The sequence below is a fragment of the Nocardiopsis sp. B62 genome, from assembly GCF_018070675.1.
Taxonomy (GTDB): Bacteria; Actinomycetota; Actinomycetes; order Streptosporangiales; family Streptosporangiaceae; genus Nocardiopsis; species Nocardiopsis prasina.
The window spans coordinates 50,765-76,253 of record NZ_JAGPXK010000018.1 but is presented as its reverse complement, the minus strand read 5'-3'; the positions used below and the strand labels follow the sequence as shown (position 1 = coordinate 76,253).

At 68.4% G+C, this 25,489-nt stretch carries 22 protein-coding genes; 7 read left to right on the top strand and 15 right to left on the bottom strand.

All coding sequences use genetic code 11. From position 1 onward, the window contains the following. Nucleotides 1–56: 56 nt before the first annotated feature. The 4 genes from KBX21_RS18695 to KBX21_RS18680 all read left to right on the top strand — a co-directional run bounded on the left by KBX21_RS18695 (nucleotide 57) and on the right by KBX21_RS18680 (nucleotide 4,303). Nucleotides 57–1,253 (top strand): aromatic acid exporter family protein, encoded by a 1,197-nt coding sequence (locus tag KBX21_RS18695; RefSeq protein WP_210842684.1) that lies wholly within the window; start codon nucleotides 57–59, stop codon nucleotides 1,251–1,253. A gap of 546 nt (nucleotides 1,254–1,799) precedes the next feature. After that, nucleotides 1,800–2,081, top strand: a complete 282-nt coding sequence (locus tag KBX21_RS18690) for a hypothetical protein (RefSeq protein WP_210842683.1) — start codon at nucleotides 1,800–1,802, stop codon at nucleotides 2,079–2,081. Continuing rightward, complete coding sequence (locus tag KBX21_RS18685) at nucleotides 2,074–3,126, top strand: polyprenyl synthetase family protein (RefSeq protein WP_210842682.1); 1,053 nt, start codon at nucleotides 2,074–2,076, stop codon at nucleotides 3,124–3,126. The genes KBX21_RS18690 and KBX21_RS18685 overlap by 8 nt, the downstream gene beginning before the upstream one ends. A gap of 13 nt (nucleotides 3,127–3,139) precedes the next feature. Then, nucleotides 3,140–4,303, top strand: coding sequence for an oxygenase MpaB family protein (locus KBX21_RS18680; RefSeq protein WP_210842681.1), 1,164 nt, complete (start codon nucleotides 3,140–3,142; stop codon nucleotides 4,301–4,303). 144 nt (nucleotides 4,304–4,447) lie between these two features. Here KBX21_RS18680 and KBX21_RS27150 read toward each other — a convergent pair whose 3' ends face one another. From KBX21_RS27150 to KBX21_RS18630, 10 genes are all read right to left on the bottom strand, one after another. Beyond that, entirely contained in the window at nucleotides 4,448–5,173 is a 726-nt protein-coding gene (locus KBX21_RS27150) for a type II CAAX endopeptidase family protein (RefSeq protein ID WP_307869234.1), read from the bottom strand. Between the two features lie 468 nt (nucleotides 5,174–5,641). Beyond that, complete coding sequence (locus tag KBX21_RS18670) at nucleotides 5,642–6,394, bottom strand: ATP-binding protein (RefSeq protein ID WP_247665967.1); 753 nt, start codon at nucleotides 6,392–6,394, stop codon at nucleotides 5,642–5,644. A 567-nt stretch (nucleotides 6,395–6,961) separates the two neighbouring features. Then, nucleotides 6,962–7,168 (bottom strand): hypothetical protein, encoded by a 207-nt coding sequence (locus tag KBX21_RS18665; RefSeq protein ID WP_210842680.1) that lies wholly within the window; start codon nucleotides 7,166–7,168, stop codon nucleotides 6,962–6,964. A 725-nt stretch (nucleotides 7,169–7,893) separates the two neighbouring features. After that, nucleotides 7,894–8,112 (bottom strand): hypothetical protein, encoded by a 219-nt coding sequence (locus tag KBX21_RS26690; protein ID WP_247665966.1) that lies wholly within the window; start codon nucleotides 8,110–8,112, stop codon nucleotides 7,894–7,896. Between the two features lie 524 nt (nucleotides 8,113–8,636). Further along, nucleotides 8,637–11,783, bottom strand: coding sequence for an RHS repeat-associated core domain-containing protein (locus tag KBX21_RS18655; protein WP_307869233.1), 3,147 nt, complete (start codon nucleotides 11,781–11,783; stop codon nucleotides 8,637–8,639). Nucleotides 11,784–12,536: 753 nt separating this feature from the next. Then, complete coding sequence (locus tag KBX21_RS18650) at nucleotides 12,537–13,295, bottom strand: SDR family NAD(P)-dependent oxidoreductase (RefSeq protein WP_210842679.1); 759 nt, start codon at nucleotides 13,293–13,295, stop codon at nucleotides 12,537–12,539. 104 nt (nucleotides 13,296–13,399) lie between these two features. Beyond that, on the bottom strand, nucleotides 13,400–14,164 hold the full coding sequence (fabI, locus tag KBX21_RS18645; protein WP_210842678.1) for an enoyl-ACP reductase FabI: 765 nt from the start codon (nucleotides 14,162–14,164) through the stop codon (nucleotides 13,400–13,402). A gap of 40 nt (nucleotides 14,165–14,204) precedes the next feature. Then, a complete protein-coding gene (fabG, locus tag KBX21_RS18640; protein ID WP_210842677.1) occupies nucleotides 14,205–14,906 on the bottom strand; it encodes a 3-oxoacyl-ACP reductase FabG in 702 nt (233 codons plus the stop codon). 208 nt (nucleotides 14,907–15,114) lie between these two features. Then, nucleotides 15,115–15,774, bottom strand: a complete 660-nt coding sequence (locus KBX21_RS18635) for a response regulator transcription factor (RefSeq protein WP_210842676.1) — start codon at nucleotides 15,772–15,774, stop codon at nucleotides 15,115–15,117. Then, the gene (locus tag KBX21_RS18630; protein ID WP_210842675.1) at nucleotides 15,749–17,056 is read right to left on the bottom strand and encodes a sensor histidine kinase; all 1,308 of its coding nucleotides are present in this window, start codon (nucleotides 17,054–17,056) and stop codon (nucleotides 15,749–15,751) included. Before KBX21_RS18630 ends, KBX21_RS18635 begins: the two co-directional genes overlap by 26 nt. Nucleotides 17,057–17,403: 347 nt before the next feature. Here KBX21_RS18630 and KBX21_RS18625 point away from each other — a divergent pair, with 347 nt between their 5' ends. The 3 genes from KBX21_RS18625 to KBX21_RS18615 all read left to right on the top strand — a co-directional run bounded on the left by KBX21_RS18625 (nucleotide 17,404) and on the right by KBX21_RS18615 (nucleotide 22,537). Continuing rightward, entirely contained in the window at nucleotides 17,404–18,168 is a 765-nt protein-coding gene (locus tag KBX21_RS18625; RefSeq protein WP_017545553.1) for an ABC transporter ATP-binding protein, read from the top strand. Nucleotides 18,169–18,173: 5 nt separating this feature from the next. After that, a complete protein-coding gene (locus tag KBX21_RS18620; protein WP_210842674.1) occupies nucleotides 18,174–20,837 on the top strand; it encodes an ABC transporter permease in 2,664 nt (887 codons plus the stop codon). A gap of 104 nt (nucleotides 20,838–20,941) precedes the next feature. Then, complete coding sequence (locus KBX21_RS18615; RefSeq protein ID WP_210842673.1) at nucleotides 20,942–22,537, top strand: MFS transporter; 1,596 nt, start codon at nucleotides 20,942–20,944, stop codon at nucleotides 22,535–22,537. 6 nt (nucleotides 22,538–22,543) lie between these two features. Here KBX21_RS18615 and KBX21_RS18610 read toward each other — a convergent pair whose 3' ends face one another. From KBX21_RS18610 to KBX21_RS26965, 5 genes are all read right to left on the bottom strand, one after another. Next, nucleotides 22,544–22,837: a hypothetical protein gene (locus KBX21_RS18610; RefSeq protein WP_210842672.1), complete on the bottom strand. Its 294-nt coding sequence runs from the start codon at nucleotides 22,835–22,837 to the stop codon at nucleotides 22,544–22,546. A gap of 244 nt (nucleotides 22,838–23,081) precedes the next feature. Further along, on the bottom strand, nucleotides 23,082–23,348 hold the full coding sequence (locus KBX21_RS18605; protein ID WP_017545549.1) for a hypothetical protein: 267 nt from the start codon (nucleotides 23,346–23,348) through the stop codon (nucleotides 23,082–23,084). Between the two features lie 79 nt (nucleotides 23,349–23,427). Next, nucleotides 23,428–24,246 carry a polyprenol monophosphomannose synthase gene (locus tag KBX21_RS18600; RefSeq protein WP_210842671.1) on the bottom strand — a complete coding sequence of 273 codons (819 nt, stop codon included), beginning with the start codon at nucleotides 24,244–24,246 and terminating at the stop codon, nucleotides 23,428–23,430. 152 nt (nucleotides 24,247–24,398) lie between these two features. Beyond that, the gene (locus KBX21_RS18595) at nucleotides 24,399–25,205 is read right to left on the bottom strand and encodes a DeoR/GlpR family DNA-binding transcription regulator (protein ID WP_210842670.1); all 807 of its coding nucleotides are present in this window, start codon (nucleotides 25,203–25,205) and stop codon (nucleotides 24,399–24,401) included. A 57-nt stretch (nucleotides 25,206–25,262) separates the two neighbouring features. Next, complete coding sequence (locus KBX21_RS26965) at nucleotides 25,263–25,397, bottom strand: hypothetical protein (RefSeq protein WP_282104569.1); 135 nt, start codon at nucleotides 25,395–25,397, stop codon at nucleotides 25,263–25,265. Nucleotides 25,398–25,489 lie beyond the last annotated feature (92 nt).

The following is a 25,489-nucleotide window of genomic DNA, read 5'->3' as shown; positions in this document are numbered from 1 at the left end:
AGCTGTCCGCGCGTCCGCGCCGTCCGTCTCGTGTGGGAAGGAATCAGCTCCGAACCATGTCCGTCTCCCCGTCACTGTCCCGGCGACGCCGGGCCACCGGCGCCTGGCTCACGCGTGCCCGGCGTTCGGGCAGCCACGAACAGAACCTCGTCCTCGGCATCCTCAAGAGCGCCCTGGCGGCCACCCTCTCCTGGTACATCGCCCATGACGTCCTGGCGGCCGAGGCCCCCGCCTTCGCTCCCTTCACCGCCGTCATGATGATGCAGGTCACCGTCTACCGGTCTGCGGTGCAGTCGCTCCGCTACATCGGCGCTGTCCTCCTGGGCATCGCCGTGCAGGCGTTCCTCGCCTTCACGGCGGGCCCGGACGTACTCACCTTCGCCCTGGTCACGCTGCTCACCCTGGTGATCGCCCGGTGGCGCTTCCTCGGCGAGCAGGGCACGCAGGTGCCCACCGCCGCGTTCTTCGCCTTCTCCGTGTTCCTCACCTCGTCCGGATTCGACGGACGGCTCATGGCGCTGGGTGAGATCGTCCTCCTGGTGGCGATCGGGTGCGGACTCGGCACCGTGACCAACCTGGTGCTCTTCCCCCCGATGCGGCACCGCAGCGTGGAGTGGACCATCGGTTCCCTCTCGCACTCCATGTGCGACCTGCTCGGCGACGTGGCCCGCAGCCTGACTGAGGGGGACCTGGACGAGAGCCGGTCCGAGGCGTGGCGCCGACGCGCCGAGGCCCTGGAGTCCGAGGTGGAACAGGCCCGGGCCTCGATCCGGACGGCATGGGAGTCCCTTCTGTTCAACCCCTCCAGGTTGGTGGCCAGGCACCGCAAGCACGCGACCTTCGAGGGGTACGAACAGCTGGTGGAGGCGCTCGGTCGGGTGGCCGCCCAGGTGGGGTCGATGGCTCGCGCGCTGCACCTGTGGGCCGACGACGACCGCCAGACGGCGCACCGGGAGTTCATGTCACGCTTTGGCGAGGTGATCGGTTCCGTGGGGCAGATCACCCGCACCCTGTCGGACCTGGATGAGGACCGGCTGAGCGAACAAGCCGTCCGACTGTGCGAACTGGCGGGCGAAGCGCGTGAACGGGTCGAAGCTCTCACCCTCATCCCCCGGCAGGAGGACCCGCCGCCCTTCGACGACCTGACACAGCCCTACGGAGTGCTGCTCATCGAGGCGCAGCGGTTGGTGGACGAGATGCAGTACTCCTGCGACATCGTCAAGTACTACGTGGACGAGCGCGACCGCCGCTGACCCGGGCGGAGCCCGCGGCCACCCGCCGCGACGCCCGGGTCCGGGAGCCCCCGCGCGTGGCTGGTCGAGGAGAGACGTGCTCCCCGCGTGGGCCCTGGGCATGGCGGCCCCGCCGGTGGACGACAGTGCCAGGACGACACAGGTACTCGCTGACGAGGACCTGTGGAGTCTCTGCGACCCGGGCGGGCGGGGCCTCGGGCGAGGTATGCAGCCCCGGTGGTTCACCACCTCCACGAGAGGAACTCACAGGCATGCTGTTCGTCGGCCACCGTGCCAGGACCTTCCGACGGAATGGGTGACCCGACTTCTCCACCCCGAAAACCCCTTTAATTCGAATTGTCCAATTCTTTCACACTCGGTCATCCCTGCCAAAAGCACCAAACCGGACCAGGTCGCAGCATCGCATTGACAAAAGAGGCAATGACCCAAGATGCTTGACATGCAAGGACCCTGAATGGATACGAGAATGGCCGGGACAGAAACCGCCGGGGCATTTGTCCGTTCTTCCGCCTCGGTCCTTCTCATGTCGACTGAAAGCAGGATGCTGTGGCGCACACCGGTGACGGTGCGAGGGCCGACCACGTGGGCGAACCGGTGCTGATCGCGGCCGGGGTGGCCGACCTGGCGTGCAGCGGTGTCGGAGCGGCACTGAAGAAGGCGAGAGCGCTGCTGGGCCGGTCGGACCTGGTGGAGCTGTCACAGGACGGCCGGGAGGAACTGAGGCAGAGGGGTCGGCTCGCATTGCAACGGTACGCCCCCGCGTCCGAGTCCCATTTGGAGCTGCTTGCCCGGCGGGCCGCGTCCCGGCCCGGGCACGGCGATGTCTGAGATCAACGAGCAGTTTCTGCTCCGCTCCCGGGTGGACACCGCGTTGCAGGAGTTCGCTCGGCAGGAGACGGATCGGCTCCTCGCCATCGACGCCGACCTGTGGCCGGTGGCCGAGCAGTTGGCCGTGGCGGTCGCCAGCGGCAAGCGTCTGCGCGCCGCGTTCTGTTACTGGGGATGGCGCGCGGCCGGGCAACCGGACAGCGATGCTCTGATCAGGGCCGCCACAGCGATGGAGCTGGTGCACGCCGCGGCCGTCATCCACGACGACCTGATCGACGAGAGCCCGATGCGCCACGGCGTACCGAGCTCCCATGTGGCGCTGCGCGCCGCGTTCACCGGTCGGGCGCGGCCGCATGCGGGAGGCCGGGCCCTGGCCCTGCTGACCGGGGACCTGCTGATGTCGTGGGCCGCCCAGCTGTTCCTCAACTGCGGCCTGCCCGCGGCCTATCTGTCCCGCGCTCGCGAGCTGTGGGCGGTCATGACCAGGGAACTGATCGCCGGGGAGTGCCTGGAGATCCTCCGGACCGGTTCCCCGCCCGACACGGGCAGATCCCTGCAGGTGATCCGCTACAAGACCGCCAAGTACACGGTCGAACACCCCCTGCGCATCGGCGGCGCGATGGCCGGAGCACCGGGCACCCTGATGGAGGCCTTCACCTCCTACGGGCTGCCCCTCGGCGAGGCGTTCCAGCTGCGCGACGACCTGCTGGGGCTCTTCGGAGATCCAGAACTCACCGGAAAGTCGAACCTGGACGACGTCCGGGGCAACCGGCCGACTGTCCTGCTCGCCGAGACCTGGTCGGCCGCCACCGCGGCCGAACGACGGGAGCTGCGCGGCTTGCTCGGCAGACGGGGCCTGGACGGCGAGGGCCTGTCGCGAGTGCAAGCGATCGCGCGACGCACCGGGGCGCTCGACCGTGTCGAGGGGATGATCGTCCAGCGCGTCCAGGCCGCGACCGCTGTTCTCGCCCACGCGGACCTACCGGACGAAGCCGCCGCCGCCCTGTCCCACATGGTGGTCTCGGTCGCGTCCCGCCGTTACTGACCGAAGGAACGCCATGACCTACACACCACAGTCCATGGACGCGCTGAGGCTCCTCGGGGACGAACTCGCCGACGCGACGGTGCAGGAACTGTTCGAACGCGGGGAGGTCGGCAAGTTCAACACGCTCATGCGCTACTTCTCCACTGCCGGTCAGGACCTGCCCGACGGCCTCCCCGACGTCGCCCGTGAGTACCTGCACGCCACCTCCGCACCGCCGACCTGGATCGACTGGGGTGAGATGGAGAAGGCACGGTCGTTCTTCATAGACAACAACGTGCACATATCCACTGCCCTGGCCTTCTCGGCGATGCCCGCCTGCTATGTCATCCCGCACGTGGCCAAGCTGCTCAGCTCCACCCACGCGCTGGAGTACCCCTCACGGCGCATGGCCGAGACCGGGCAGTTCACCGTCTACCTGATGCGGCCAGACGCCTTCGAGGCGGGGAGCCGGTTCGTCCCCGCGGTCCAGAAGGTACGGCTGCTGCACGCCTCCATCCGCTACCACATGCGCCGTGAGGGCCGTTGGGACGTGGCTGCGCTCGGCACGCCGATCTGTCAGGAGGACATGATCGGCGGCCAGATGATGTTCTCCATCCAGGTGCTGGACGCGCTGCACCGCCTGGGCATCCACATGTCGGTCGACGGCGCGGAGTCCTACTTCTACGTCTGGCGCGTCGTCGGCGAGATGCTCGGAATCAGCCCCGACCACGCCCCCACCGATCTGGAGAAGGCCCGAGAGTTCTCCGACCTGTACATGACCAGGTACATGGGCCCCTCCGAAGAAGGGGCGCGGCTGACCCGCCAGCTCATCGATCTCTATGAGGAGGTGGTCCCGGGAACCCTCCTCGATCCCGTGGTCGCCGCTCTCATCCGCTACCTCATCGGCGACACCTGCGCCGACTGGCTCCAGGTGCCGCGCACCGGCTGGGACACGGCCGTCAAGCTCTCTCCCGCCCTGCTCGGCATCTTCGAGCGCATCGAGGACCGCTCCCCGCTGGGAGAGTGGGCCCTGGACCGGCTCGGCCACATCACCACCCACTTCGAACTCAGCTCCCTCACCCGTGGCCGGGTCATGCAGTACGCCATCCCCGAGCAGCTCAAGGACGAGTACGGTGTCACCTCCCAGACCAACCGGGCCGACCGCTGGAGCCCACCGCCCCTGACGCCGCGCGCCTGAGTGAGGGCGCGTCCCCGGGCGTGAACTGCTCGGGGACGCGGGCTCCGCGTTCGAGCCGGGGAGCGGCCATGGGGCCGAGGTCACCGCTGGTCCCGGGCCTGGATCAACGGGCACTCATCGGGGACAGCGACCGTGGTGCACAGCTCACATCGTCGTCGCGGCCAGGGCCAGGAGCCCCAGGCTGATGGCGTTGTAGACCATGTGCATGATGACCCCGGGCCAGATGGATCCGCTGCGGCGGTAGAGCTCGGCGGCGATCAGCCCGACGATCAGAGCTGCGGGCAGGACTTCGTTGATGCCGTGCATGAGCGCGAACACCACGGCACTGCCCACAACACCGATCAGGGCGCCGTAACGCAACAGCACGCTGGTCACCACCCCGCGGAACAGGAACTCCTCCCCGATGGGAGTGAGCACGGCCAGGGTGAGCATTGTCAGAGCCAGGGACACCAGTCCGGCGCCGGCCCCGGCTGCGTAGCTCGCCTGGGTGTCGGTCTCCAGGTCGACGACCAGGGTGACCAGATACACGGTCAGGGCCCTGGCCACGAACGCGACGAGCCCCGCGGCGGCGCCGATCACCAGCCAGCGCGCGGCGGTGGAGCGTACGCCGAAGGCGGACCAGGAGCGCACGCGCACCATCGCGGCCGCGGCGAAGGCGACCAACCCGCCGCCACCACTGACCACACCGCCGACGATTCCGGCGGTGGGACCGCTCATGCCCAACTGGCTCAGCAGCGGTGCCAATCCGAACGCGATGAGCGCCATCACCGCCAGCCCCACGGCGAGTTCGACCCACCCGGGGCGAACCGCGTCCGGGGCCGCGCCCGGTGCGTTGCGGTGAGGGGAATCGGGGGAATGCGGGTAGGGCACCGGTCGGGGTCCTCTCTGAAGACGGTTCGTGGCAGTCGTGGGCCGGTCGACTCGGTGGGGGACGCACCGGCAACCACGGTGCGTCACTTCTGCCCCCCAAAAGGCCGAAATACTCGCGAAGAGCGGGTCCGATCAGATAGGGATCACGGCTTCTCCGCCGCCGCCGCCCACCCCCAGCACACCCGCCCACGCCGCCAACGGCACCGTGCTGGCGAACGGACACAGGAGTGCCTCAACCCCAGCGGCTTCTAAGAGATGCCAGGGACGCAGGTCGTCAGCGACCAGACGGACCAGGTCGCGTTCTTCTCCGACGCAATGTGCGAGGGCCCTGGGGGCCGGTGGAGCCCGAGGCGGAGATCCTGTTCCCAGGCTCCGCCCACTTCTCCACCGAGCAGGCGGCGCCCTTTCCGCCAAGCGCCTTCCTGGGATGTGCGCGGATCCAACGTGCCACCGCCAGCCTCCGAGGCGTCAACCCGTTCCCTCGCACACCTCATGGGACGCCGTACCGCCGTGGCGGCCGGTGTCACCGGGTATCGGACATCGTTCAATGTGAGTAGAGGGCGACTCCTCGGTGTGCAGGGGACCACGGGTGTTCGCGCTGGGACCGAAACGGATCCAGGCCAACTCCAGTGCCCGGCGCCGGTCGAGTGCGAGCAGACTACGCGCGCCCGGCGCGAACGCCGTCGGCCCGTTCCGGGTGGCCGCGCGCAGTCGCCGCCAGCGCCGCGAATGCATCCGGTGGCTGCGCTCGGTCACCCGCCGGCCCCTGGCGTTCTGCCCGCTCCGGGCCTCCTGCGGGGTGGCATCGATCATCAGCACGTGCATCTCGTACCGGCAGAGTCGGCAGAGCAGGGCGATCAGCAAGCGGACCGGGCGCCGGGTCCCGCACTCGTGCACCACCACCGGGCCTCCGCGTAGCGCCGCGGCCACCTGCAACAGGTGTAGTACATGCACCACCCAGCGCCACAGTGGGTAGGGGACCCGGCCGAGCAGCGGTCTCAGCTGGTACCTCGACTGCAGCGAGTCGATCACTCGGACACCGTCCGCGGTGAGCACGGTCCGTTTCTCATCCCCGCGCAGACCGAACAACCGCCGCAACAGGGTGCTCTTCCCGGCCCCGGGCACCCCCGCGACCAGAACCAGGGACCGCCGAGGGTAGACGGCCCCGCACACCATCGCGTCCTTCACCGTGGGCACGTACCGCACCCGACCCTGGAACATCTTCGGTAGCTCCTCAAAGCCGACCTTCGCGCCGGTGGGGCGCCGCTCTACAGTGGCCGCGTCATCTACATCATGGTGCTGCTGCGCATCGACGACGTCGACGAGTACCGCGTGTTCCTGCGCATCCCGGGGTAACGGCCAGTGCCTTTACCACGGCTGGGAGCACCGGACGTGTGTTGGTGGGTGCGGGCGATGGAGTCCACCGAGGCGTCCCGGTTGATCAGCTCCTTCGCGCCGACTCGGACCTCTCGAAGACGCGGGGACAGGTACCTCGCGCTGCTGCGGAACAGGCCGCTCGACGCCCTTCGAAGCAACGACTCCGGCCCGCCCGCTGAGCGTCTGTCAGAACTCTCCGAGCCACGAGACATGATCATCGCATGCCCCCGACCCACTCTCGAAACCCCTCGGGATGCCGGGTGAGAGGTGAGCGATCGTCGATGTCCTGGCCTCGCATGTCAGGGGTGGTTGCAAAGTCGCAGTTCCAAGGCCTGCGGTGAAGAGTCCCGAGTCGCATTCTTCAGCGGCCCTCAGGTAGTACGGAAGGACCCTGGGCACCGAGAGGGGCCTTCATCGCGCTGCAATCGTCGCTTCAGAATCTGTCTGACACCAAGGAAACTGGACCAGCACACCAACCAGGCGATAGATCACGAACCCGATCCACATAATCAGGTGCATCAGCAGCGTCCACAATGAAGCAGAAAGCAGACCAAAGAGCACGACCAAGGTCGATTTATCATTCAGCGCACTGCATCGTTCATTGAGATTGATCAGCACACCAGCCGCACCGCCGATGATTACTCCTTAAAGCATAACCGTACTCGCACCACCAACCCAACCCACAAACGTGCCCACGGATCCAAGAATGGAGATCCACCGGTAACACCTGAAACACCACCCCATCAAACACCAACCATTCCACCGACGGCGAACCCTGCGATGATGTTTCCGAACAGAACACGCCGTAGGTCTGTGGTCCGGTGGGTTCGATGTCGTTAGCAGGATTACAGGACGCGTGGATGTGGTGCGCCAGAAGGAGGACGGTTGAGTGAGGCTGAGCGTGAAGGTGTCATGGAAACATTGGAACAGGTGCACTGACCGGATCCGAAACTGGTAAGCACCGGCGTGGACGAACGGATTCAGCTCCCCGCCCGGGCGTCTTCCAGGATGCCAGAGGACTACTCCTCATAAGGGTTGTACCCGTAAGCCGCATCCGGAGCACCGACCTCGGAGCCCTCAGCCGTCAGCACCAAGACGACGTAGAAGCAGTGGGATGGTTCAGGTACTTGGCCCCGCTCTCCTCATTGATGAGCGGGGGGTGAAGGTGTCGTAGAAGCGGTGGGACAGGTGCACGGTCCCGTCCTGGAACTGGTAGGCGCCGGTGTAGCCAAATGGGTTCAGCTCTCCGGCCCGGGTTCCGTCCAGAGTGTCAGAGGACTGCTCGCCGTAGGGGCTGTACCGATACACCGCGTCCGGGGCGTCGGTTTCGGAACCCTCAGCTGTCAGGCGAGGACGGTGTTCTGGTGGTCCAGGGTGTAGTGGAAGCGCTCATCGCCGTCCCAGGCCACCATGGAAATGAGTTGGCCGTTGGGATCGCGGACGAAGCTGGTGCGCTCGCCCTCGGAGGCGATGTTGATGACCCCGAGAGCGGTGTTGGACAGTTGGTGGTCGGAGGTGTCGTAGAAACAGCCCTCCTGCCCCCGTCCGCTCGGTGGCTCCAAGCCCCTGGGAGTTCACTTGGACCGCTTCGACCTTTGCTCCCGAATAGACGAACTCGCCCCCGTGGGCGCCTTAACCGGGGCGCGGTGGCACACCGTAACCACCGCACTTCTTCTTGCGGCTCTGATCAACACCGGTGGCCTGGCTGCGCGTGCCACGAAGGATCTACTGACTGCCGATTGCGTCCCTCTGTGCACTGAGCCAGGGAGTCATTCAAGATTTTTGACTCGAGGACTTCTCGGCCTCTCGCAGTCCTGCATTTATATCAATTGCGCTTATTTCGCAAGACGAAGGGGGCGGCCGCAGTCAGCAGCAAAAAAGTCACGACTGCGAGGATTCTTGGATCGGCTCCATACTCCGAATCCAAAGCAGTGAGAATAAAGTACACGCAAAGGGATCCAATGAGAGAAGAAGCGAAGTATAGGAAAATTCGATTTTTGTTCTGGTTCAACTTCAAGATTCCCCCTCACACGGGCCGCCCCCTTGGGGCGGCCCGCCAACAAGCAGACTTGGTGCAGGTTTCTGACTAGCAGCGCATAAGGCCTAGTGCAGCCCCGGCAACAATTCCACCAACCAGCCCTCCAGCCATGCCAAGAGCGGCGCCTTTAATGCCGCCCGTAAAAGCACCAGTAATAGTTCCTCCGATGACACCCACAACAACGGTGTCAGCAATTCTATCACCCATGCACTGACTGAAAGAAGAGAGGCCGGAAGGGTCAATTCGGTTGATGGGGTCGCACGCGGCGTAGGTGTGGTTGTTGAGTTCCTGCCGGGAGGGGTCGGGCTGAGTGAAGCCCAGGGTGAAGGTGTCGTAGAAGCGGTGGGACAGGTGCACGGTCCCGTCCTGGAACTGGTAGGCGCCGGTGTAGCCAAATGGGTTCAGCTCTCCGGCCCGGGTTCCGTCCAGAGTGTCAGAGGACTGCTCGCCGTAGGGGCTGTACTCATAGACCGCGTCCGGAACATCGGCCTCCGAACCCTCGGCGGTCAACGCGAGGACGGTGTTCTGATGGTCCAGGGTGTAGTGGAACCGCTCGTCCCCGTCCCAGGCCACCATGGAGATCAGTTCACCGTTGGGGTCCCGCACGAAGCTGGTGCGCTCCCCTTCAGAGGCGATGTTGGTGACGCCCAGTGCGGTGTTGGACAGCTGACGCTCGACACGGTCCCCGTCGTGGACGTCGGTGATACCGCGCATCTGGGTCTGGTCGGTGGTGTCATAGCTCAACCACGCGGCCAGGTCCCCGTCGCCGTCGACGATGCGGGTGTTCTGCTTGGTCTCCGAGTACTCGTACACGTACTCGCCGCGGCCGGTCATGTTCCCGGCCTCGTCATGCGCAATGTCTTCGCCCCGGGCGGTGGTGGGCTGGTCGGCCTCGTTGTAGGCAAACTCCTCCTCACCCGAGGTGAGGAGGTTGCCGGCGTCGTCGTAGGTGTAGTCGATCTGGCCGTTGCTGGCCAGGCGCTGCAGCCCGTCGTAGGAGAAGTTCTCCGCCTCACCGTTGACGGTGCGCGACTGCAACTGGGCGCTGTCGGAGCCGTCGTTGTCATAGGAGTACGAAGCGGCCAGGAGTTCCTGTCCCTCAGCTCCGGTGGTGGTGATACCGGTCAGACGCCCCGAGGCGTCGTAGGACCGGTCCTCCTCGGCCCCGTCGGGGTGGGTGATCGAGGTGCGCTGGTTGTTGGCGTCGTAGTCGAAGGTGGTTTCGGCGCCGGTGTGGTCGGTCAGCGAGGTGAGTCGGAACGCGGCGCCGTAGGCGTATTCGGTGGTGTTGCCGTGTTCGGTGATCGCGGTGACGTTACCGGCCGCGTCGTGCGTGTAGTTGGTCGTCTCCGCACCTGCGGTGTCGGTGCGCTCTGATGCGGTCAGGTCGCCGCGGCCGTTGTAGGACCAGGTAGTGGTGGCCTGATCGGTGTGAGTGGCGACCTGGCGACCGTTGCCGTCGTACTCCACGCTCTGGAGCACGTCACCGTCGTGGGAGATGGACACGATCCGGTCCAGCCGGTCGTATCCGTAGTCCAGCCTCACCCCGTTGCCGTCGGTCACCGACGTCACCCTCGACAGTGAGTCGTAGCCGAAGGTGGTGGCGCCGGTCGGACCGGGTTCGGCCATCTCGGTCAGGTTGCCCACGCTGTCGTAGGTGAAGCTGGTGGTGTTGCTGTTGGCGTCAGTGATCGAGGAGACCAGGCCCTGGCCGGTGTAGGAGATCGAGGAGACCTCGATGTCCATGTCTTCCTGCACTGCTGCGGTCAAGTTCCCGGCGCTGTCGTAGGACAGTGACAGCTCGTCGCCGTCCGGGGTGGTGACGCTGGTGGGCTTGGCCGGGTTGGCGGTGTCGGCGAAGCCGACCGAGATGGCCGCGCCGGTGGGCAGTTCGGTGCCGATGAGGTTGTTGAACTCATCGTGGGTGTAGGTGACCGAGGATTCCAGAGCGTCGGTGGTCGAAGCGACGTCGGAGTTGACGGTCCAGGCCTGGGAGCGGCTGTTGCCGACCTGGTCGGTGGCGTCGGTCTGGCGTCCCTGGTCATCAAAGGTGAAGGTCGATTCCCCGCCGTTGGGGTCGCTCACCACGGTCTCGGTGTTGGCGAAGCCGCCGTCGTAGGCATAGGACGTGCGGGCCCCATCCTCGGAGCCGTCCGGGACGGTGAGTGAGGAGACCTGGCCGTCGCTGTTGTAGGCGATGGACCAGGTGGCGCCGGTGGTGTCGGTGATGGCTGAGAGCTGGTTGTCGTCGGTGTAGTCGAACCCGAGTTCCTGACCGGCCCGGTCGGTCAGGGTGACCAGTTGGCCGCCCTCCCATTCCTGGGCGGTGGCGCTCTCACCGATGGGGTCGGTGATCTCCACCAGTTCCGGGGCGAACTCGCTGCCTTGCCAGCCGAAGGTGCTCACCCGGTCCTGGGTGTCCACGATCGAGGCCAGGTGCCCCTCGGAGTCGTAGCGCAGCCGGTGGGTGTTGCCGTTGCGGTCGGCCTGGGAGTACCACCAGCCCTGCGCGTTGAAGGTCCACACCTGGTCGGCATACTCGCCCCGGTGGAAGGTGAGCGCGTAGTGACCGTTGTCCAACTCCACCAGGTCGGCGTTCAGCCCGGCCGGGGCATTGAACGATCCGTCGTCCTCGGCCTCGAAGCTCTCGCAGTAACCGGAGGGGCCCTGGAAGATGATGGAGTTGGAGAAGATGTTCAGCCCGACATGGCGGCCGTGGGTCTGGGTCCACCCGTCGAAGGAGGGGGCGGAGTTGTAGAAGGAGGACAGCGACAGATCCAGACCGGTCCCGGCGACGGTCAGGTCCCGGTGCTGGACGACGAGGTTGCCGTTCTGGGTGTTGACCGCCATCTCCAGGCGGTCGCTGATCTGGTGGCGCTCTAGCGGGTACCAGGGCTGGAGTCCCCGGTTGATGCCATCAGCACAGGTACCCACCAAGGCTTCGGCGTCCTCGGCGGTGTGGGCTTCGGGGTCGGGGTCGTTGCCCGGTGGCGTCCACGGCACCTCGGGCGGGTCCCCGCCGGTGGGGTCGGTGTTGGCCTCACCCGGCTCCCAGGTCTCCGGGACGGGGACGGTGCGGTCGGCCGGAGAGTGCGGGCCTTCATCAGCCCAGGCCGGTGGGGCCGACAACAATCCGAGGGTGAGGGTGGCGGCGGCCGTGGTGGCCACAAACGCGCGCACGGGGTGGGATCTCACGAGGGGGAACGCTCCAAGACGGTGGAGAGGGGATAAGGAATCCCCGACCAGCCGGAACCATGGAGCGGGCACGAGAAGCCAACCAGGTGCGAGGATGCGGCCCGGGAAGACTACGAGCCCTGCGCGCCGGGGAGCGATCACCCCACCGTCACCACCCTCACCCAGGGTGAGGGGACCTTCCAGCAGGTTTAACCGGCCGAGAAGCAGAACGTAGCGGTGGCGGTGCTATGCACAGCAGGAACACCAGGGCGCAACACACCGCTCAGACCCCTGCGGACCCCACGCGGGGTACTGGGTACCGACATCGGGTCATGGTGTCCACATGTGGCCCCCGGCAACAGTTGCCACATGACAACTACCTAAAAGAATCCTCAGACTACAATGAGCAACATGCGTGGAGCATCAGCCTGCCTGATTCTTCGCCCCCCCACCAACGGACGCATCCCGGCTTGTGTGCTCCGTTCGTGCTCCGCAGTTTGGACCGGGACGTCAGCGGGCGGTACGACGCGGCACAGGACGACATCCGGATCCGGATGGCGCGGGACGGAACGGCACGAAGTGACACGTGGCGGTACGCGACCATGGAACTTCTCATCCGATGGTCCTCACAAGCACGAGGGCATGCCGCAGCGCAGGGGACGGCTGCTGTTCAGAGGCGGGCCCGACCACTTCCCCACAAGGCTCAGGGCAGGGAGATGTCGAAGTCCCGTGGCGGTTTCTCTTCATGGCCCTCGGGCCACTGGACCCCGTGGATCAGACCTGGTCGAGGAAGCCGCCGTCGACCACCAGATTCTGGCCGGTGACGTAGGTGGCGGCGGGGCTGGCCAGGAAGGCGACCGAGCGGGCCACCTCCTCCGGGCGACCCAGGCGGCCGTAGGGGACGCGTTCGCGGACGCTCTCGTAGAAGTCGGGGTCGCTGTCGCGGCGGCGCTCCCAGCCACCGCCGGGGAACTCGGTGGGCCCTGGTGAGACCGTGTTGACGCGCACGCCGTCGGGCGCCCACTCGCGGGCCAGCGAGGACGCGTGGTGGTTCAGGGCCGCCTTGACGGCGCCGTAGGAGCGGGCTCCGGCGGGGGTCGTGACGTGCAGCGCCGAGGTGGTGGAGACCAGGACGACGGCGCCGCGCTCGGAGCCGATGAGGTAGGGCCTCGCCGCTTCGGTGAGGCGCACGAACGGCATCAGGTCCGCGTTGAACCCGCGCTCCCACTGGTCCGGGGTGGGCGCGCTGCCTCCGGAGACATTGGAGACCAGAACGTCGAGGCCGCCCAGTTCGGAGGCGGCGTCGTTCACGAAGGACGGCAGCGCGATGTGGTCGGTCACGTCCAGGGCCCGGGTGAAAACCTTCGCGCCCGCGTCGGAGAGCTCCCGCGCGGCCTGGCCCAGGGCGTCGGACCCGCGGGCGCAGATGGCCAGGTCGGCGCCCTCCTCGGCGAACACCTGGGCGATGGCGCGGCCGATCCCCCTGCTGGCGCCGGTCACCACGACCCGCGCCCCCGACAGTCCCAGATCCATACCGTCCGCCTTCCGAAACGACACCGTGCCGCCGGGGCAGATGGTACCGGTGCCGCGAACACACGTGTGGGCGGCACCCCGAGGGGATGCCGCCCACACAGGGATCAGGCTCCGGTGGAGTGGAACCCGCCGTCGACGTGCACGATCTCGCCGGTGGTCGCGGGGAACCAGTCCGACAGCAGGGCCACGACCGCCTTGGCGGCGGGCTCGGGGTCGCTGACGTCCCAGCCCAGGGGCGCCCGCTCGGGCCAGTGCTTGGCCAGTTCCTCGAAGCCGGGGATGCTGCGGGCCGCCATGGTGCTGAGCGGTCCCGCTGAGACCAGGTTGACCCGGACGTTCCGGTCGCCCACGTAGCGGGCCAGGTAGCGCGCGGTGGAGGTCAGCGCGGACTTGGCCACGCCCATCCAGTCGTAGATGGGGTAGGAGACGCTGTTGTCGAAGTCCAGGGCCACCACCGAGCCGCCCTTGTCCATGAGCGGCAGGAGCGCGGTGGTGAGCGACTTCAGGGAGAAGGTGGAGGTGTGCATCGCCTGGGCGACGTCGCTCCACTCGGTGTTGAGGAAGTTGCCGCCCAGGGCGTCCTGCGGGGTGAAGCCGATGGAGTGCACGATGCCGTCGAGGCCGTCGACGTGCTCTCCCACGCGTTCGGCCAGGCTCGCGAGCTGCTCGTCGTCGGTGACGTCCAGTTCGAGGACGGGCGGCGTCTCGGGCAGGCGCTTGGCGATGCGCTGCACCAGACCGAGGCGCCCGTAGCCGGTGAGCACGACCGTGGCGCCCTGTTCCTGGGCGAGCCGGGCGACGTGGAAGCCGATGGAGGAGTCGGTCAGCACACCCGTGACGAGGATGCGCTTGCCTTCGAGGATTCCCATGATGGTCCGTCCTGTGTGTGGTGGGTCTGGTCGAGTCGGCTCAGTGACCCATGCCCAGGCCGCCGTCGACGGGGATCACGGCGCCGGTGATGTAGCCGCCGGGCCCGGCGAGGAAACCGACGGTCCTGGCGATGTCCTCAGTGGAGCCGAGGCGGCCCAGGGGGACGTTCTTCTTGATCTCGGCCTGGCGCTCGTCGCTGAGGGCCGCGGTCATGTCGGTCTCGATGAAGCCGGGGGCGACCACGTTCACGGTGATGTTGCGCGAACCCAGCTCACGGGCGAGAGAGCGTCCGAAGCCGACCAGCCCGGCCTTGGAGGCGGCGTAGTTGGCCTGGCCGCCGGAGCCGAGCAAGCCCACGACGGAGGAGATGAGGACGATGCGGCCGAAGCGCTTGCGCATCATGCCGCGCACGGCGCGCTTGGCCACCCGGAAGGAACCGGTGAGGTTGGTGTCCAGGACGGAGGAGAAGTCGTCCTCGCTCATGAGGGCGAGGAGCTGGTCCTTGGTGACACCGGCGTTGGCGACGAGCACCTCCACGGGCCCCTGGGCGTCCTCGACCTCCTTGAAGGCGGCGTCGACCTGGGCGGAGTCGGTGATGTCGCAGCGGACGCCGAGCAGACCCTCCGGGGGCTCTCCGGAACGGTAGGTGACCGCCACGTTGTCCCCACCAGCCGCGAGCTCACGGGCGATGGCCAGACCGATCCCTCGGTTGCCACCGGTGACCAGTACTGAGCGCGACATAGGGGTTCCTCTTCTCTGCGGCCGTCGAACGACGGCCGCGACGTGTTGTTCCGGGTGCGGATCGCCTTGCAGGTTACCGAGCTACCGGCGGGTAGACGCAACCGAGACGGGGATGGGGGCCACTCGGGACGATCCGGGCGATCGTGGGCGGCGCGGAGCGCCCGGTGGCGGGGGTCTTCGGCCCGGGGGTGAACCCGGTCACGTCTGCTCAGGCCCAGCCCGCGTCATGGGCGAGGATGGCGGCCTGCACCCGGTTGGACATGTCCAGCTTGGCGAGGATACGGCTCACGTGCGCCTTGACCGTGGTCTCCCGCATGTCCAGGGCCCGGCCGACCTCGGCGTTGGACTTGCCCTCGGCGACCGCCACGAGGACCTGGCGTTCGCGTTCGCTGAGCACCGAGAGCCTGCGCACGGCCTCCGTGCGCCCGGCGGCGGAGTCGGCGGGGGCGGGTGAGGCGAAGCGTTCGAGCATGCGTTTGGTGACGCTGGGCGCGAGCATCGCGTGGCCCTCGTGCACCGTGTGCACGGCGTTGATGAGCTCGCGGGGCGGGGTGTCCTTGAGCAGGAACCCGACCGCCCCGGCACGGAGCGCGGCGTGCACGTACTCGTCGAGGTCGAAGGTGGTGAGCAGGACGACCCTGGGCGGGTGGGGCAGCGTGCTCAGCCGCGCGGCGGCGGCCAGACCGTCGGTGCCGGGCATGCGGATGTCCAACAGCACGACGTCCGGGCCGAGTTCCTCGGCCAGGCGCACGGCCTCCTCGCCGTCGCTCCCCTCCCCGACCACCTCGATCCCGGGGTCGGCCTCCAGGATCATCCGCAGGCCGGACCTGACCAGGAGTTCGTCATCGACCAGGAGCGTGCGGATCACCGTCGGTGCCCTCTTCCTCGACCTCGGAGCTGTTCGGTTCGGGGGAGGTCTCCTCCCCCACCGGCAAGATAGCGCGCAATCGCCATCCTCCGTCCGGGCAGACTCCCGAAGTCAACTCTCCCCCGGCCAGGACCACGCGTTCACGCAGACCCGTCAGACCGAATCCGCTGCGCGGCGGGGCCTGGCCGGGTGACCGGGCCGGGTCGTTGGCCACCTCCACCTCGAGTTGGCTCTCACCGTGGTGCAGCCACACCTCCACCCGGGCTCCGGTGGCGTGTTTGGCGGCGTTGGTCAACCCCTCCTGGACGATCCGGAAGGCGGTGCGCTGGATCGCCGCGGGGAGGGGCCGCACCCGGCCGGAGGTCTCCCACCACACCTCCATACCGGCCCCGCGCCACTCGGTGATCAGACGGTCGAGGTCCTCGAGAACGGGTTGGGGCGCGGTGGGCGCGGTGTCGGTGCCCTCGTCGCGCAGCACCCCGAGGATGCCGCGCAGTTCGGACAGGGCCTCACGCCCGGTGGTGCGGATGAGTCCAGCGGCCTCGGCGGTGCGTTCGTCGGCGGCCGAGACCTCCAGGCCGCCCGCGTGCAGGACCATGAGGCTGACCCTGTGGGCGACGACGTCGTGCATCTCCCGGGCGATGCGGGTGCGTTCGGCGCCGATGGCCTGTTCGGCCATCATGTGCTGTTCGCGTTCCAGGCGCTCGGCCCGTTCGTGGAGGCGGTCGATGAGCTGGCGCCTCGTACCGATCCAGAGGCCGGCGATGGTGGGGACGACCAGGACGAGGATCGCGCTCATAAGGAAGCCGAGCACCGACTGGCCGAGGTTGACCGCGGTGCCCAGCAGGCCCAGCAGGAAGAAGGCGGTGAGGGGGCGGCGCTCGCTGAAGTGCGCCGGGTAGGAGTACAGGCCCACCATCAGCGGGACCGGGTTCCCGTACAGGAACAGCAGCGCCAGACCGACCAGCATCAGCCACTTCGGTGCGGTGCGGCGCCACAGCATCGTCGCCGAGGCCAACAAGCCCGGCAGCACGAAGACGAGGACTCCCCAGCCGAGGACGACCCACTGGTTGGAGATGAGGCCGGACCCCAGGGGGAGCAGGAAGGTGATCAGGCCCAGGTTGCCGCCGACACCGACGACCATCCCCATCCCGGTGAAGGGCAGGGTGAAGACGGCGTAGAACCAGTCGGCGAAGCGCAGCCGACGCTTCCACCACCAGTTCCAGTTGTGACCCAACAGGGCACTGAGGTCCCCCAGGCGATCCCGCAACCACGTTGTCATCCGCCAGAGTCTACGGCGGCGTCCCCGGCGGGGGTCGTCCGTTCGACCGACACGGAGCACCGGGCCTCCGATAGTAGTCTCACCGGCGTTTGAGCAGTTCAAGGGGGTTTCTCGTGGGGGTGAGCGACCCGCTCGCCGGTCTCACCCCCTACGAAAGTCGGGGGTGGAACCTGACGAAGGAGTCCCGAACCCGCTCCGCGTCATGCCTTTGGCCGGTGTGAGGATCAGCCCCCAGACCGAGGTGGCGGGGGTGGTCACGGACCTAGCGTGGAGACACACGCCGAGGAGCACGGGGCACCCCGTGCCACCGGCGCCCTCACCTTCCCGAGTTCTGGAGTTGTTCTGTCGTGACCGAGTCCGCTGTGAAGCCCACGTCCCCGGTCCAAGCCCCGCCGGTGGTGGTGGCTCGGGGGCTCACCAAGATCTACGACACCGGCGGCAACCAGGTGCACGCCCTGGCCGGTGTGGACGTGGAGTTCCGCCGGGGCGCGTTCACCGCCATCATGGGCCCCTCCGGCTCGGGCAAGTCGACCCTGATGCACTGCCTGGCCGGGCTCGACGTACCCACCTCCGGCACCGTCCACCTGGGCCGCACCCAGATCACGGGCATGCGCGACGGTGACCTCACCCTCCTGCGCCGCGACCGGATCGGCTTCATCTTCCAGTCGTTCAACCTGCTGCCGATGCTGACCGCGGAGCAGAACATCCTGCTCCCCTCCCAGATCGCCAAGCGCAAGGTGGACCAGGCCCGCTTCGACCACATCGTCGACGTGGTGGGCCTGCGCGACCGGCTGAACCACCTGCCCACCAAGCTCTCCGGCGGCCAGCAGCAGCGCGTGGCGGTGGCCCGGGCCCTGCTCAACGCCCCCGAGGTGGTCTACGCCGACGAGCCCACCGGAAACCTGGACTCCCGCTCGGGCGCCGAGGTCCTGGCGTTCCTGCGCGACTCCGCCAAGGACCTGAACCAGACCATCGTCATGGTGACCCACGACCCGGTCGCGGCCTCCTACGCCGACCGCGTGGTGTTCCTGCGTGACGGCAGCCTGGTGGACGAGGTCCACGACCCGACCGCCGAGGTCGTCTCCGACCGACTGCTGAAGCTGGAGGCCTGAGCTCCATGCTGCGCACCACACTCGCCGGGCTCAGACTCCACAAGTCCCGGTACGTCACCACCGTGCTGGCCATCCTGCTGGGTGTCATGTTCGTCTCGGGAACCCTGGTCTTCGCCGACACCCTCAAGGCCAGCTACGAGAAGTCCGTGATGGGGTCGGCGACCAGCGTCGACGCCATCGCCGTCCCCGAGGCCGAGGAAGGCGTGGACGAGGACGGCTTCCGCTTGGAACCGGTCCCCTTCGACGACGCCGTGTTGGACGACATCCGCGCCCTGCCGCAGGTCGCCGGGGCCGACGGGCTGATCCGGGGCCAGGCCGTGCTCCTGGACGCCGAGGGCCGCGCGTTCGGCTTCACCCCGCCCGCCGCCGTGGCGTTCGGTGAGACGAGCCGCTTCTCGGCCAGCGAGGGCGAGCTGCCCTCCTCCGACGACGAGATCGCCCTGGCCACGTCCACCGCCGACCAGACCGGGTTCGAGGTCGGCGACACCGTCACGGTGCTCGACCCCGACCAGGAACAGCGCGAGTTCACCGTCACCGGGCTGGTCAACTTCGGTGTCGACGCCGGTTACAGCTTCGGCGGCGCGGTGGTCCTCTCCCCGGACACCATCCAGGAGATGACCGGCGCGTCCGGCTACTCCGAGGTCAACGTGCGGGCCGCCGACGGGACGTCCCCCGAGGAGGCCGCCACGGCCGTCGCCACGGTGACCGGTACCGACGTCCAGACCGGAGCCGAGTACGGCGAGGAGATGGCCGAGAGCGCGGGCGCGCAGACCGAGATGATGCGTATCGCTCTGCTGCTGTTCGGTGTCATCGCGATGTTCGTCGCCGGGATCGTCATCTACAACACGTTCGCGATCCTCATCGCCCAGCGCCAGCGTGAACTTGCTCTGCTGCGCTGCGTGGGCGCCAAGCGCGGTCAGGTCTTCCGTTCCGTGCTGGCCGAGTCGTTCGTGGTCGGTCTGGTCGCCTCCGCCCTCGGCGTGCTCGCCGGTGTGGGTGTGGGCGCGGCCGGTGCCCGGTTCGGCGGACAGCTGGTGGACTCCGACGTCACGGCCTCGTTGGTCGTCACCCCCACCGCGGTGATCGTGGGTCTGCTGGTCGGCACGCTCATGACCGTGTTCTCCGCTCTGGTTCCGGCAGCGCGCGCCACCCGTGTGGCCCCGCTGGCGGCGCTGCGTACCAGCGCCACCGCCTCCGGTCTGGAGAAGGGCACCGGCTGGGTGCGCGTGGTGTTCGGAGTGCTGGCCTTCGCCGTGTCCGCCGCCCTGGTGATGCTGAGCCGGTCGATGAACGCGGACCCGAACAGCCTGTTCGTCGTGACCGGCGCGGCCCTGATCGCCTTCGTGGGCGTGGTCGTCCTCGGCCCGCTGCTGGTGCGCGGGATCGTGCGGGTCGTCGGCGTGCCGCTGCGCCGCGTGGGTGTGCCCAGCATGCTGGCGGTGGACAACTCCACCCGGAGCCCGCGCCGAGCCGCGACCGCGATGATCGCGCTCACGGTGGGCGCCACGCTCATCACCGGCTACTCGGTGATCAGCGCGTCGTTCGAGACCACGCTGACCGAGCAGCTCGACGAGCAGTTCCCCGTCGACTACCAGATCAGCGCCCAGTACCCGCCCGAGGTCCAGGGCGCCACCGAGCCGGAGGAGGGCACCGAGGAGACCTCCCCGGAGGAGGGCGCTGAGGGTGCTGAGGATGCTGCGGAGGGCGTGACCGACGAGGAACCGCCCGCCGACGAGGCGAGTGGTGACCCCCTCGTTCCGAACGAGGTCCAGGAGAAGCTGGCCGCGAGCCCGATGCTGGACAGGGTGATGTCCGAGCGGTCCACGTATCTGGACGACGACTCCTTCGCCGGGTCGATTGCCCTGCCGGTGACCGCGTTCTACGGCGCCGAGGTGGGCTCCGACATCAAGGGCGAGGTGGTCGAGGGTGACCTGGCCGACCTGGACTCCGGCAGCGTGGTCCTGTCCCAGAACTACGCGGAGGGCTTGGGTGTCGGTGACACCTTCACCGTCCCCGCGCCGAGTGGGGACCTCGACCTGGAGATCGCCGCGGTCGTCGAGGACGACGCCGCCTTCTGGGGCGCGACCATCACTCCGGACGACTTCTCGGCGGCCTTCCCCGAGATCGAGGAGAGCCGCTACCTGCACCTTCGTGCCGCTGACGGTGCCGATCCGGCCGAGGTGCGCGAGGCCGTCTACGCGGCGGTCGACGACTACCCGATGGTCCAGGTCATGTCGGTCGCGGAGATGAAGAACCAGTTCTCCGAGATGATGGACATCGCGTTCTACACGATCGCGGCGATGCTGGGACTGGCGATCGTCATCGCGGTGTTCGGTATCTCCAACACGATGGCGCTGTCGGTCCTGGAGCGCACCCGGGAGTCCGCTCTGCTGCGGGCGCTGGGTCTGGCCAAGGCGCAGCTGCGCCGGATGCTGAGCGTCGAGGCCGTGCTGCTGTGCCTGATCGGCGCGGGGATCGGTATCGCCCTGGGCGTGCTGTTCGGCTGGGCGGCCGGTGCGGCGGTCCTCCCGGGTCTGGTGTTCAGCATCCCGAGTGCCCAGATCGCGGTGTTCATCGCGATCGCGGTACTCGCCGGTCTGCTGGCCGCGGTGCTGCCCGCCCGCCGGGCCGCCGGGACCTCGATCACCGGGGCGCTCGCCAGCGAGTAGCCACTGGTCAAAACCGAACAGGACGACGGAAAATCGGCGCGGACCCCCACCCACGGGTGGGGGTCCGCTCCTATGGTGTCGGTAGTCCTCTGGAGGGGTGTCGTATGAGTGGTTCGGCCTCGGTACCGGTCGCCGGTCAGGTCGCGTGGGGAACTCCCGCGGCACGGTGGATGCTGACCGCCACGGTCCTGGGTTCGGGAATGGCGTTCCTGGACTCGACGGTGGTGACGGTGGCGCTACCCGCGATCCAGGGCGACCTGGACACGGGGCTGGCGGGACTCCAGTGGATCGTGAACGGCTACATGGTCACGCTGTCCGCCCTGATCCTGCTCAGCGGCTCGCTCTCCGACCAGTTCGGCCGGGTGCGGCTGTTCATGGTGGGAGTGGGGGTCTTCGCTCTCGCCTCGGCGCTGTGCACGTTCGCACCGTCCCTGGAGTGGCTGGTCGCCGGGCGGGTGATCCAGGGGGTGGGCGGTGCGCTGCTGACCCCGGGAAGCCTGGCCATCCTCCAGGCGGGGTTCCGTGAGAACGACCGGGCGCGGGCGATCGGCGCGTGGTCGGGTCTGACGGGTGTGGCCGCGGCGGTGGGTCCCTTCGTGGGCGGCTGGCTGGTGCAGATCGGCGACTGGCGCCTGATCTTCCTCATCAACCTGCCGATCGCCGTCGTGGTGCTGCTGATCGCCTGGTTCCGTGTGCCGGAGTCCCGGGACTCCACCGCCACGGGACGTCTGGACTACAGCGGTGCGCTTTTGGGGGTGGTGGCGCTGGCCGGGATCACCTACACGCTGATCCAGTGGGGTGCGGTGGGCTCCACCCCGGCGGTGTGGACGGGTGCGGCCGTGGGTGTGGCGGCGTTGGCCGCGTTCCTGTTCACGGAGGCTCGCAAGCCCTTCCCCATGCTGCCGCTGGGTATCTTCCGGTCGTTGCCGTTCAGCGTGACCAACGGGGCCACGGTGCTGATCTACGGTTCCCTGGGGCCCCTGCTCTTCCTGATGGTGATCTACCTCCAGGAGGTGGCGGGGTACTCCCCGGTCGCCGCCGGAGCCGCGTCGTTGCCGATCACCGTGCTGATGCTGTTGTTGTCGGCGCGCTCGGGCAAGCTCGCCGCCCGGATCGGGCCCAGGATCCAGCTGGTGGTCGGTCCGCTGCTGCTGGCCGCCGGTTTCGTGGTGTTGTCCCTGCTCCAGGAGGAGGCCCCCTACCTGACCGGGGTGCTGCCGGGGGTCCTGCTGGTGGCCCTGGGTCTGTCCACGACCGTGGCACCGCTGACCGCGACGGTGCTCGCCTCGGTGACGGAACGGCACGCGGGGCTGGCGTCGGGGGTGAACAACACGTTCGCGAGGGGCGCGCAGCTGATCGGTGTGGCGGCGGTGCCGGTCCTGGCGGGGATCGGCGGTTCGGGTGGTGAGGGTCCGGAGGCGCAGGGGGACTCGACGGCGCTCGCGGCGGGGTTCGGCACCGCCATGCTGATCCTGGCCGGTCTGTGCGTTCTGGCTTCGCTGTGCGCCCTGGTGCTGCCGCGCGGGCGGATGCCCGAGGCCTCCGAGGCCGCCGACCGGGGGTCGCTCCCCGAGGAGAGCACCGCGGTGGAGGCGCTCGGCGAGGACCAGCCGCTGCGCTTCTGCGGCGTGTCCGGGCCTCCGATGCGCTCCTGCCCGGGGTCGACCGCGGGGGACCGATCCGAGCACGGGCGCGGCTGAGCACGGTCAGCGCTCGTATCCCTCCAAGGGCAGGTCGTTGACGGCGTTGGGGTCCGAGACCACGCTCAGCGCGGCCTCCTCCGCGCTGAGGCCCTCGCCCCAGCGCTGTCTGGGGATGGCGCCCAGGTGTTCGGCACGCACGCCCTCGGTGATCCCGAGGCTGCCTCGGCTGTCGTCGTCCTCGAAGTCGTAGCTGAGGATGTTGTGGTCGGGATCCAGGACCCGTTCTCGTTGGGCGACCTCGGTCGCCTGCGGGTCGTCTCCCAGGTCCAAGTCCACTTCGTAGGGCTGTTCGGTCACGGTGTCCGCCTCCTTACCAAAGTTCTTCCCCGTATTGACCTCGAAGATCACACGTCCCCCGCGACCCTGTGGACAACTCTCTTCGCGGCGAGGGGACGACGACACCGAATCCCCTGGTGGGGGCGGGCAGCGGTCGGGGGGTCGGTCTCGAAAGATCAGACGTCGACGGTTCCCCGGCGGACAGCCCTGCAACACGTGCGGGGCCCCGGGAAGCACTGTCGGCTTCCCGGGGCCCCGTTCGGATTCAGGCCTCGTCGGGCTCGTCCACCTCGCGGACGGCCTCGGACTCCGCACCGGGTTCGTCGAGGTCGAAGTCCTCCCTCGGGATGACGTCGTCGCGTTCCTCCCGGACACCCTCGTCGATGCCGCGCTCGGTGGCTTCGCTCTCGTCCTCGAAGGTGTACCCGTACACGGGTGCGTCCGGGTTCTGTCGGCTCTCGGCCTCGGCGATCTCGCTCTCCTGGGGGTCCTCCCCCATGTCGGCGTCCACGTCGTAGGGCTGTTCGGACATGTGGTCCCCCTTGCTCACCGTCCAGTCACCCGCATGATCGCAGTTCGGCGCTGATCGGTGAAGGGGGACACGGCCGGCGTCAGCGCCTGGCGTTCTCCGCGCGGCGCAGCCTCAACGGCCGCAGCGCCGCTTCCAGAGCGACCGCGCCGTCGAGTTTGCTCTGCCCGACCACCCGGTCCTCGAAGTGGATGGGGATCTCCATGATCTTCTGGCCGCGCCGGAAGGCCCGGTAGTGCATCTCGACCTGGAAGGCGTAGCCGGTGCTCTCGATACTGGCCAGGTCCAGGACCTCCAGGGCGGAGGCCCGCCAGACCTTGAAACCGGCGGTGACGTCCTGGACGGGGATGGACAGCACCCGCCTGACGTAGGAGTTGGCCCAGCCGCTGAGCAGGCGGCGGCGCAGCCCCCACGCCTCGGAGAGGCTCCCACCGGGCACGTAGCGGCTGCCGATGACCACCCCGGCGTTGGTGGAGTGCAGGGTGCCCAGGAGTTGGGGGACGTAGCCCACCGGATGGCTGAGGTCGGCGTCCATCTGCACGACGTAGTCGGCGCCGTCCACCAGCGCGCGGGTCATGCCCTCCACGTAGGCGCGGCCCAGGCCGTCCTTGCGCGTGCGGTGCACCACGGACAGCCGTCCGCCGAGTTCCAGCGCGAGCTTGTCGGCGACCTCACCGGTCCCGTCCGGCGAGTTGTCGTCCACGACGACGACCCGCAGCCGCGGCAGGTCCAACGCCATGAGCTGAGCCACCAGGACCGGCAGGTTCCCGGCCTCGTCGTAGGTGGGCACGACCACCGTCAGGGCGGAGCTGCGCCAGGGTTCGGGCAGCGCGACCGGCTCGGGGGTGATCCGCGCCGACGCGGTCGGGACGGGCTCCGGGTGCGACGGATGGGTGGACATGCGCGGCGGCTCCTGGGAGGGCGGACGTCGTTACTGACGAGGGCGGGGCGCGTCCAGGATCACGCACTGGACGTTCACCACACAATAGGTGCGGACGCCGCGGTACGCGCTCCATCCGTCCCGAAGGGGGCGCGCACGCTCTCCCGCGACGGTCACTGGCCGCGTTCGTCGGCCACCACGGTGACGTGGACCAGGGCCCCGGTCTCCTCCAGGGTCATCAGCACCTCGGGGTCGGCGCTGCTGTCGGTGACCAGGTGGGCGATCTCCTCGGGGGCGACGGTGGTCACCATGGTGTCCGCGCCGACCTTGGTGTGGTCGGCCAGGACGATGGTCTCCTCCGCGCACGCGGACAGGGCCCGGTCGACACTGGCCACGGCGGGGTTGGGGGTGCTCAGACCACGGTCGGCGCTGACCCCGTTGCCGGACAGGAACGCGCGGTTGACCCGCAGTCCCGCCAGGGACTCCTCGGCCGCCGCCCCGACCAGGGCCCGCATGGGCGCGTGGAGGGTGCCCCCGGTCATCACGACCTCGACCCCGGCGGCCCCGGCCAGGACGTCGGCGACCCGAAGTGAGTTGGTGACCACGGTGAGGTCCCCGTGCCCCAGGAGGGCCCGGGCGAGGGCCTCGGCGGTGCTGCCGGGGCCGATGGTGATGGCGTCGCCGGGTCGGACCAGGCGGGCGGCGACCGTGGCGATGGCGGCCTTCTCCGCCGCGCACTGGCCGCTCTTGCCCGTGTAGCTCTGTTCGTGCCCGATCCTGCCGGGCAGCGCGGCGCCACCCCTGCGGCGGTCGAGCAGGCCCTCGGCCTCCATGGCGCGCACGTCACGGCGGACCGTGACCTCCGAGGCGCGCACCTTGGCGGCGATGTCGCGCAGGGACATGCTGCCGTTGGCCCGCACCAGTTCCAGGATGCGCTCCCGGCGCTCGGCGGCGAAGGCCGGTCGGCTCTCCTCGGTCATGGGTACGGGCCCGTCCTTCCGTGCTGGTCGAGGCGCACGGCGGGGGACCGCGCCTCCCTAGAGTACGGACCGGTCCCTGGTGGGTTGTGCCTCGCTCTCCGGCCTGTCGGAAAGGAGGGTCACCATGAAGAGCACGGTGAGCGTGACGAGGCCGACGAGCGCTCCGGCGCCGAGCAGCATGACGACAGACATCTGAGCCTCCAAGGGGGCGGGCTGACCTGCCACCTACCGAATGCCCCGTTTGGGTTCGGCTCACACCACGGATCACCCGGAAGATCAGCGAC

Bases quoted from the DNA above. Each gene is read 5' to 3' on its own strand.
- KBX21_RS18695 (WP_210842684.1), top strand. From the start codon at position 57: ATGTCCGTCTCCCCGTCACTGTCCCGGCGACGCCGGGCCACCGGCGCC.
- KBX21_RS18685 (WP_210842682.1), top strand. From the start codon at position 2,074: ATGTCTGAGATCAACGAGCAGTTTCTGCTCCGCTCCCGGGTGGACACC.
- KBX21_RS18680 (WP_210842681.1), top strand. From the start codon at position 3,140: ATGACCTACACACCACAGTCCATGGACGCGCTGAGGCTCCTCGGGGAC.
- KBX21_RS18670 (WP_247665967.1), bottom strand. From the start codon at position 6,394: ATGTTCCAGGGTCGGGTGCGGTACGTGCCCACGGTGAAGGACGCGATG.
- KBX21_RS18650 (WP_210842679.1), bottom strand. From the start codon at position 13,295: ATGGATCTGGGACTGTCGGGGGCGCGGGTCGTGGTGACCGGCGCCAGC.
- fabI (WP_210842678.1), bottom strand. From the start codon at position 14,164: ATGGGAATCCTCGAAGGCAAGCGCATCCTCGTCACGGGTGTGCTGACC.
- fabG (WP_210842677.1), bottom strand. From the start codon at position 14,906: ATGTCGCGCTCAGTACTGGTCACCGGTGGCAACCGAGGGATCGGTCTG.
- KBX21_RS18630 (WP_210842675.1), bottom strand. From the start codon at position 17,056: ATGACAACGTGGTTGCGGGATCGCCTGGGGGACCTCAGTGCCCTGTTG.
- KBX21_RS18620 (WP_210842674.1), top strand. From the start codon at position 18,174: ATGCTGCGCACCACACTCGCCGGGCTCAGACTCCACAAGTCCCGGTAC.
- KBX21_RS18615 (WP_210842673.1), top strand. From the start codon at position 20,942: ATGAGTGGTTCGGCCTCGGTACCGGTCGCCGGTCAGGTCGCGTGGGGA.
- KBX21_RS18605 (WP_017545549.1), bottom strand. From the start codon at position 23,348: ATGTCCGAACAGCCCTACGACGTGGACGCCGACATGGGGGAGGACCCC.
- KBX21_RS18600 (WP_210842671.1), bottom strand. From the start codon at position 24,246: ATGTCCACCCATCCGTCGCACCCGGAGCCCGTCCCGACCGCGTCGGCG.
- KBX21_RS18595 (WP_210842670.1), bottom strand. From the start codon at position 25,205: ATGACCGAGGAGAGCCGACCGGCCTTCGCCGCCGAGCGCCGGGAGCGC.
- KBX21_RS26965 (WP_282104569.1), bottom strand. From the start codon at position 25,397: ATGTCTGTCGTCATGCTGCTCGGCGCCGGAGCGCTCGTCGGCCTCGTC.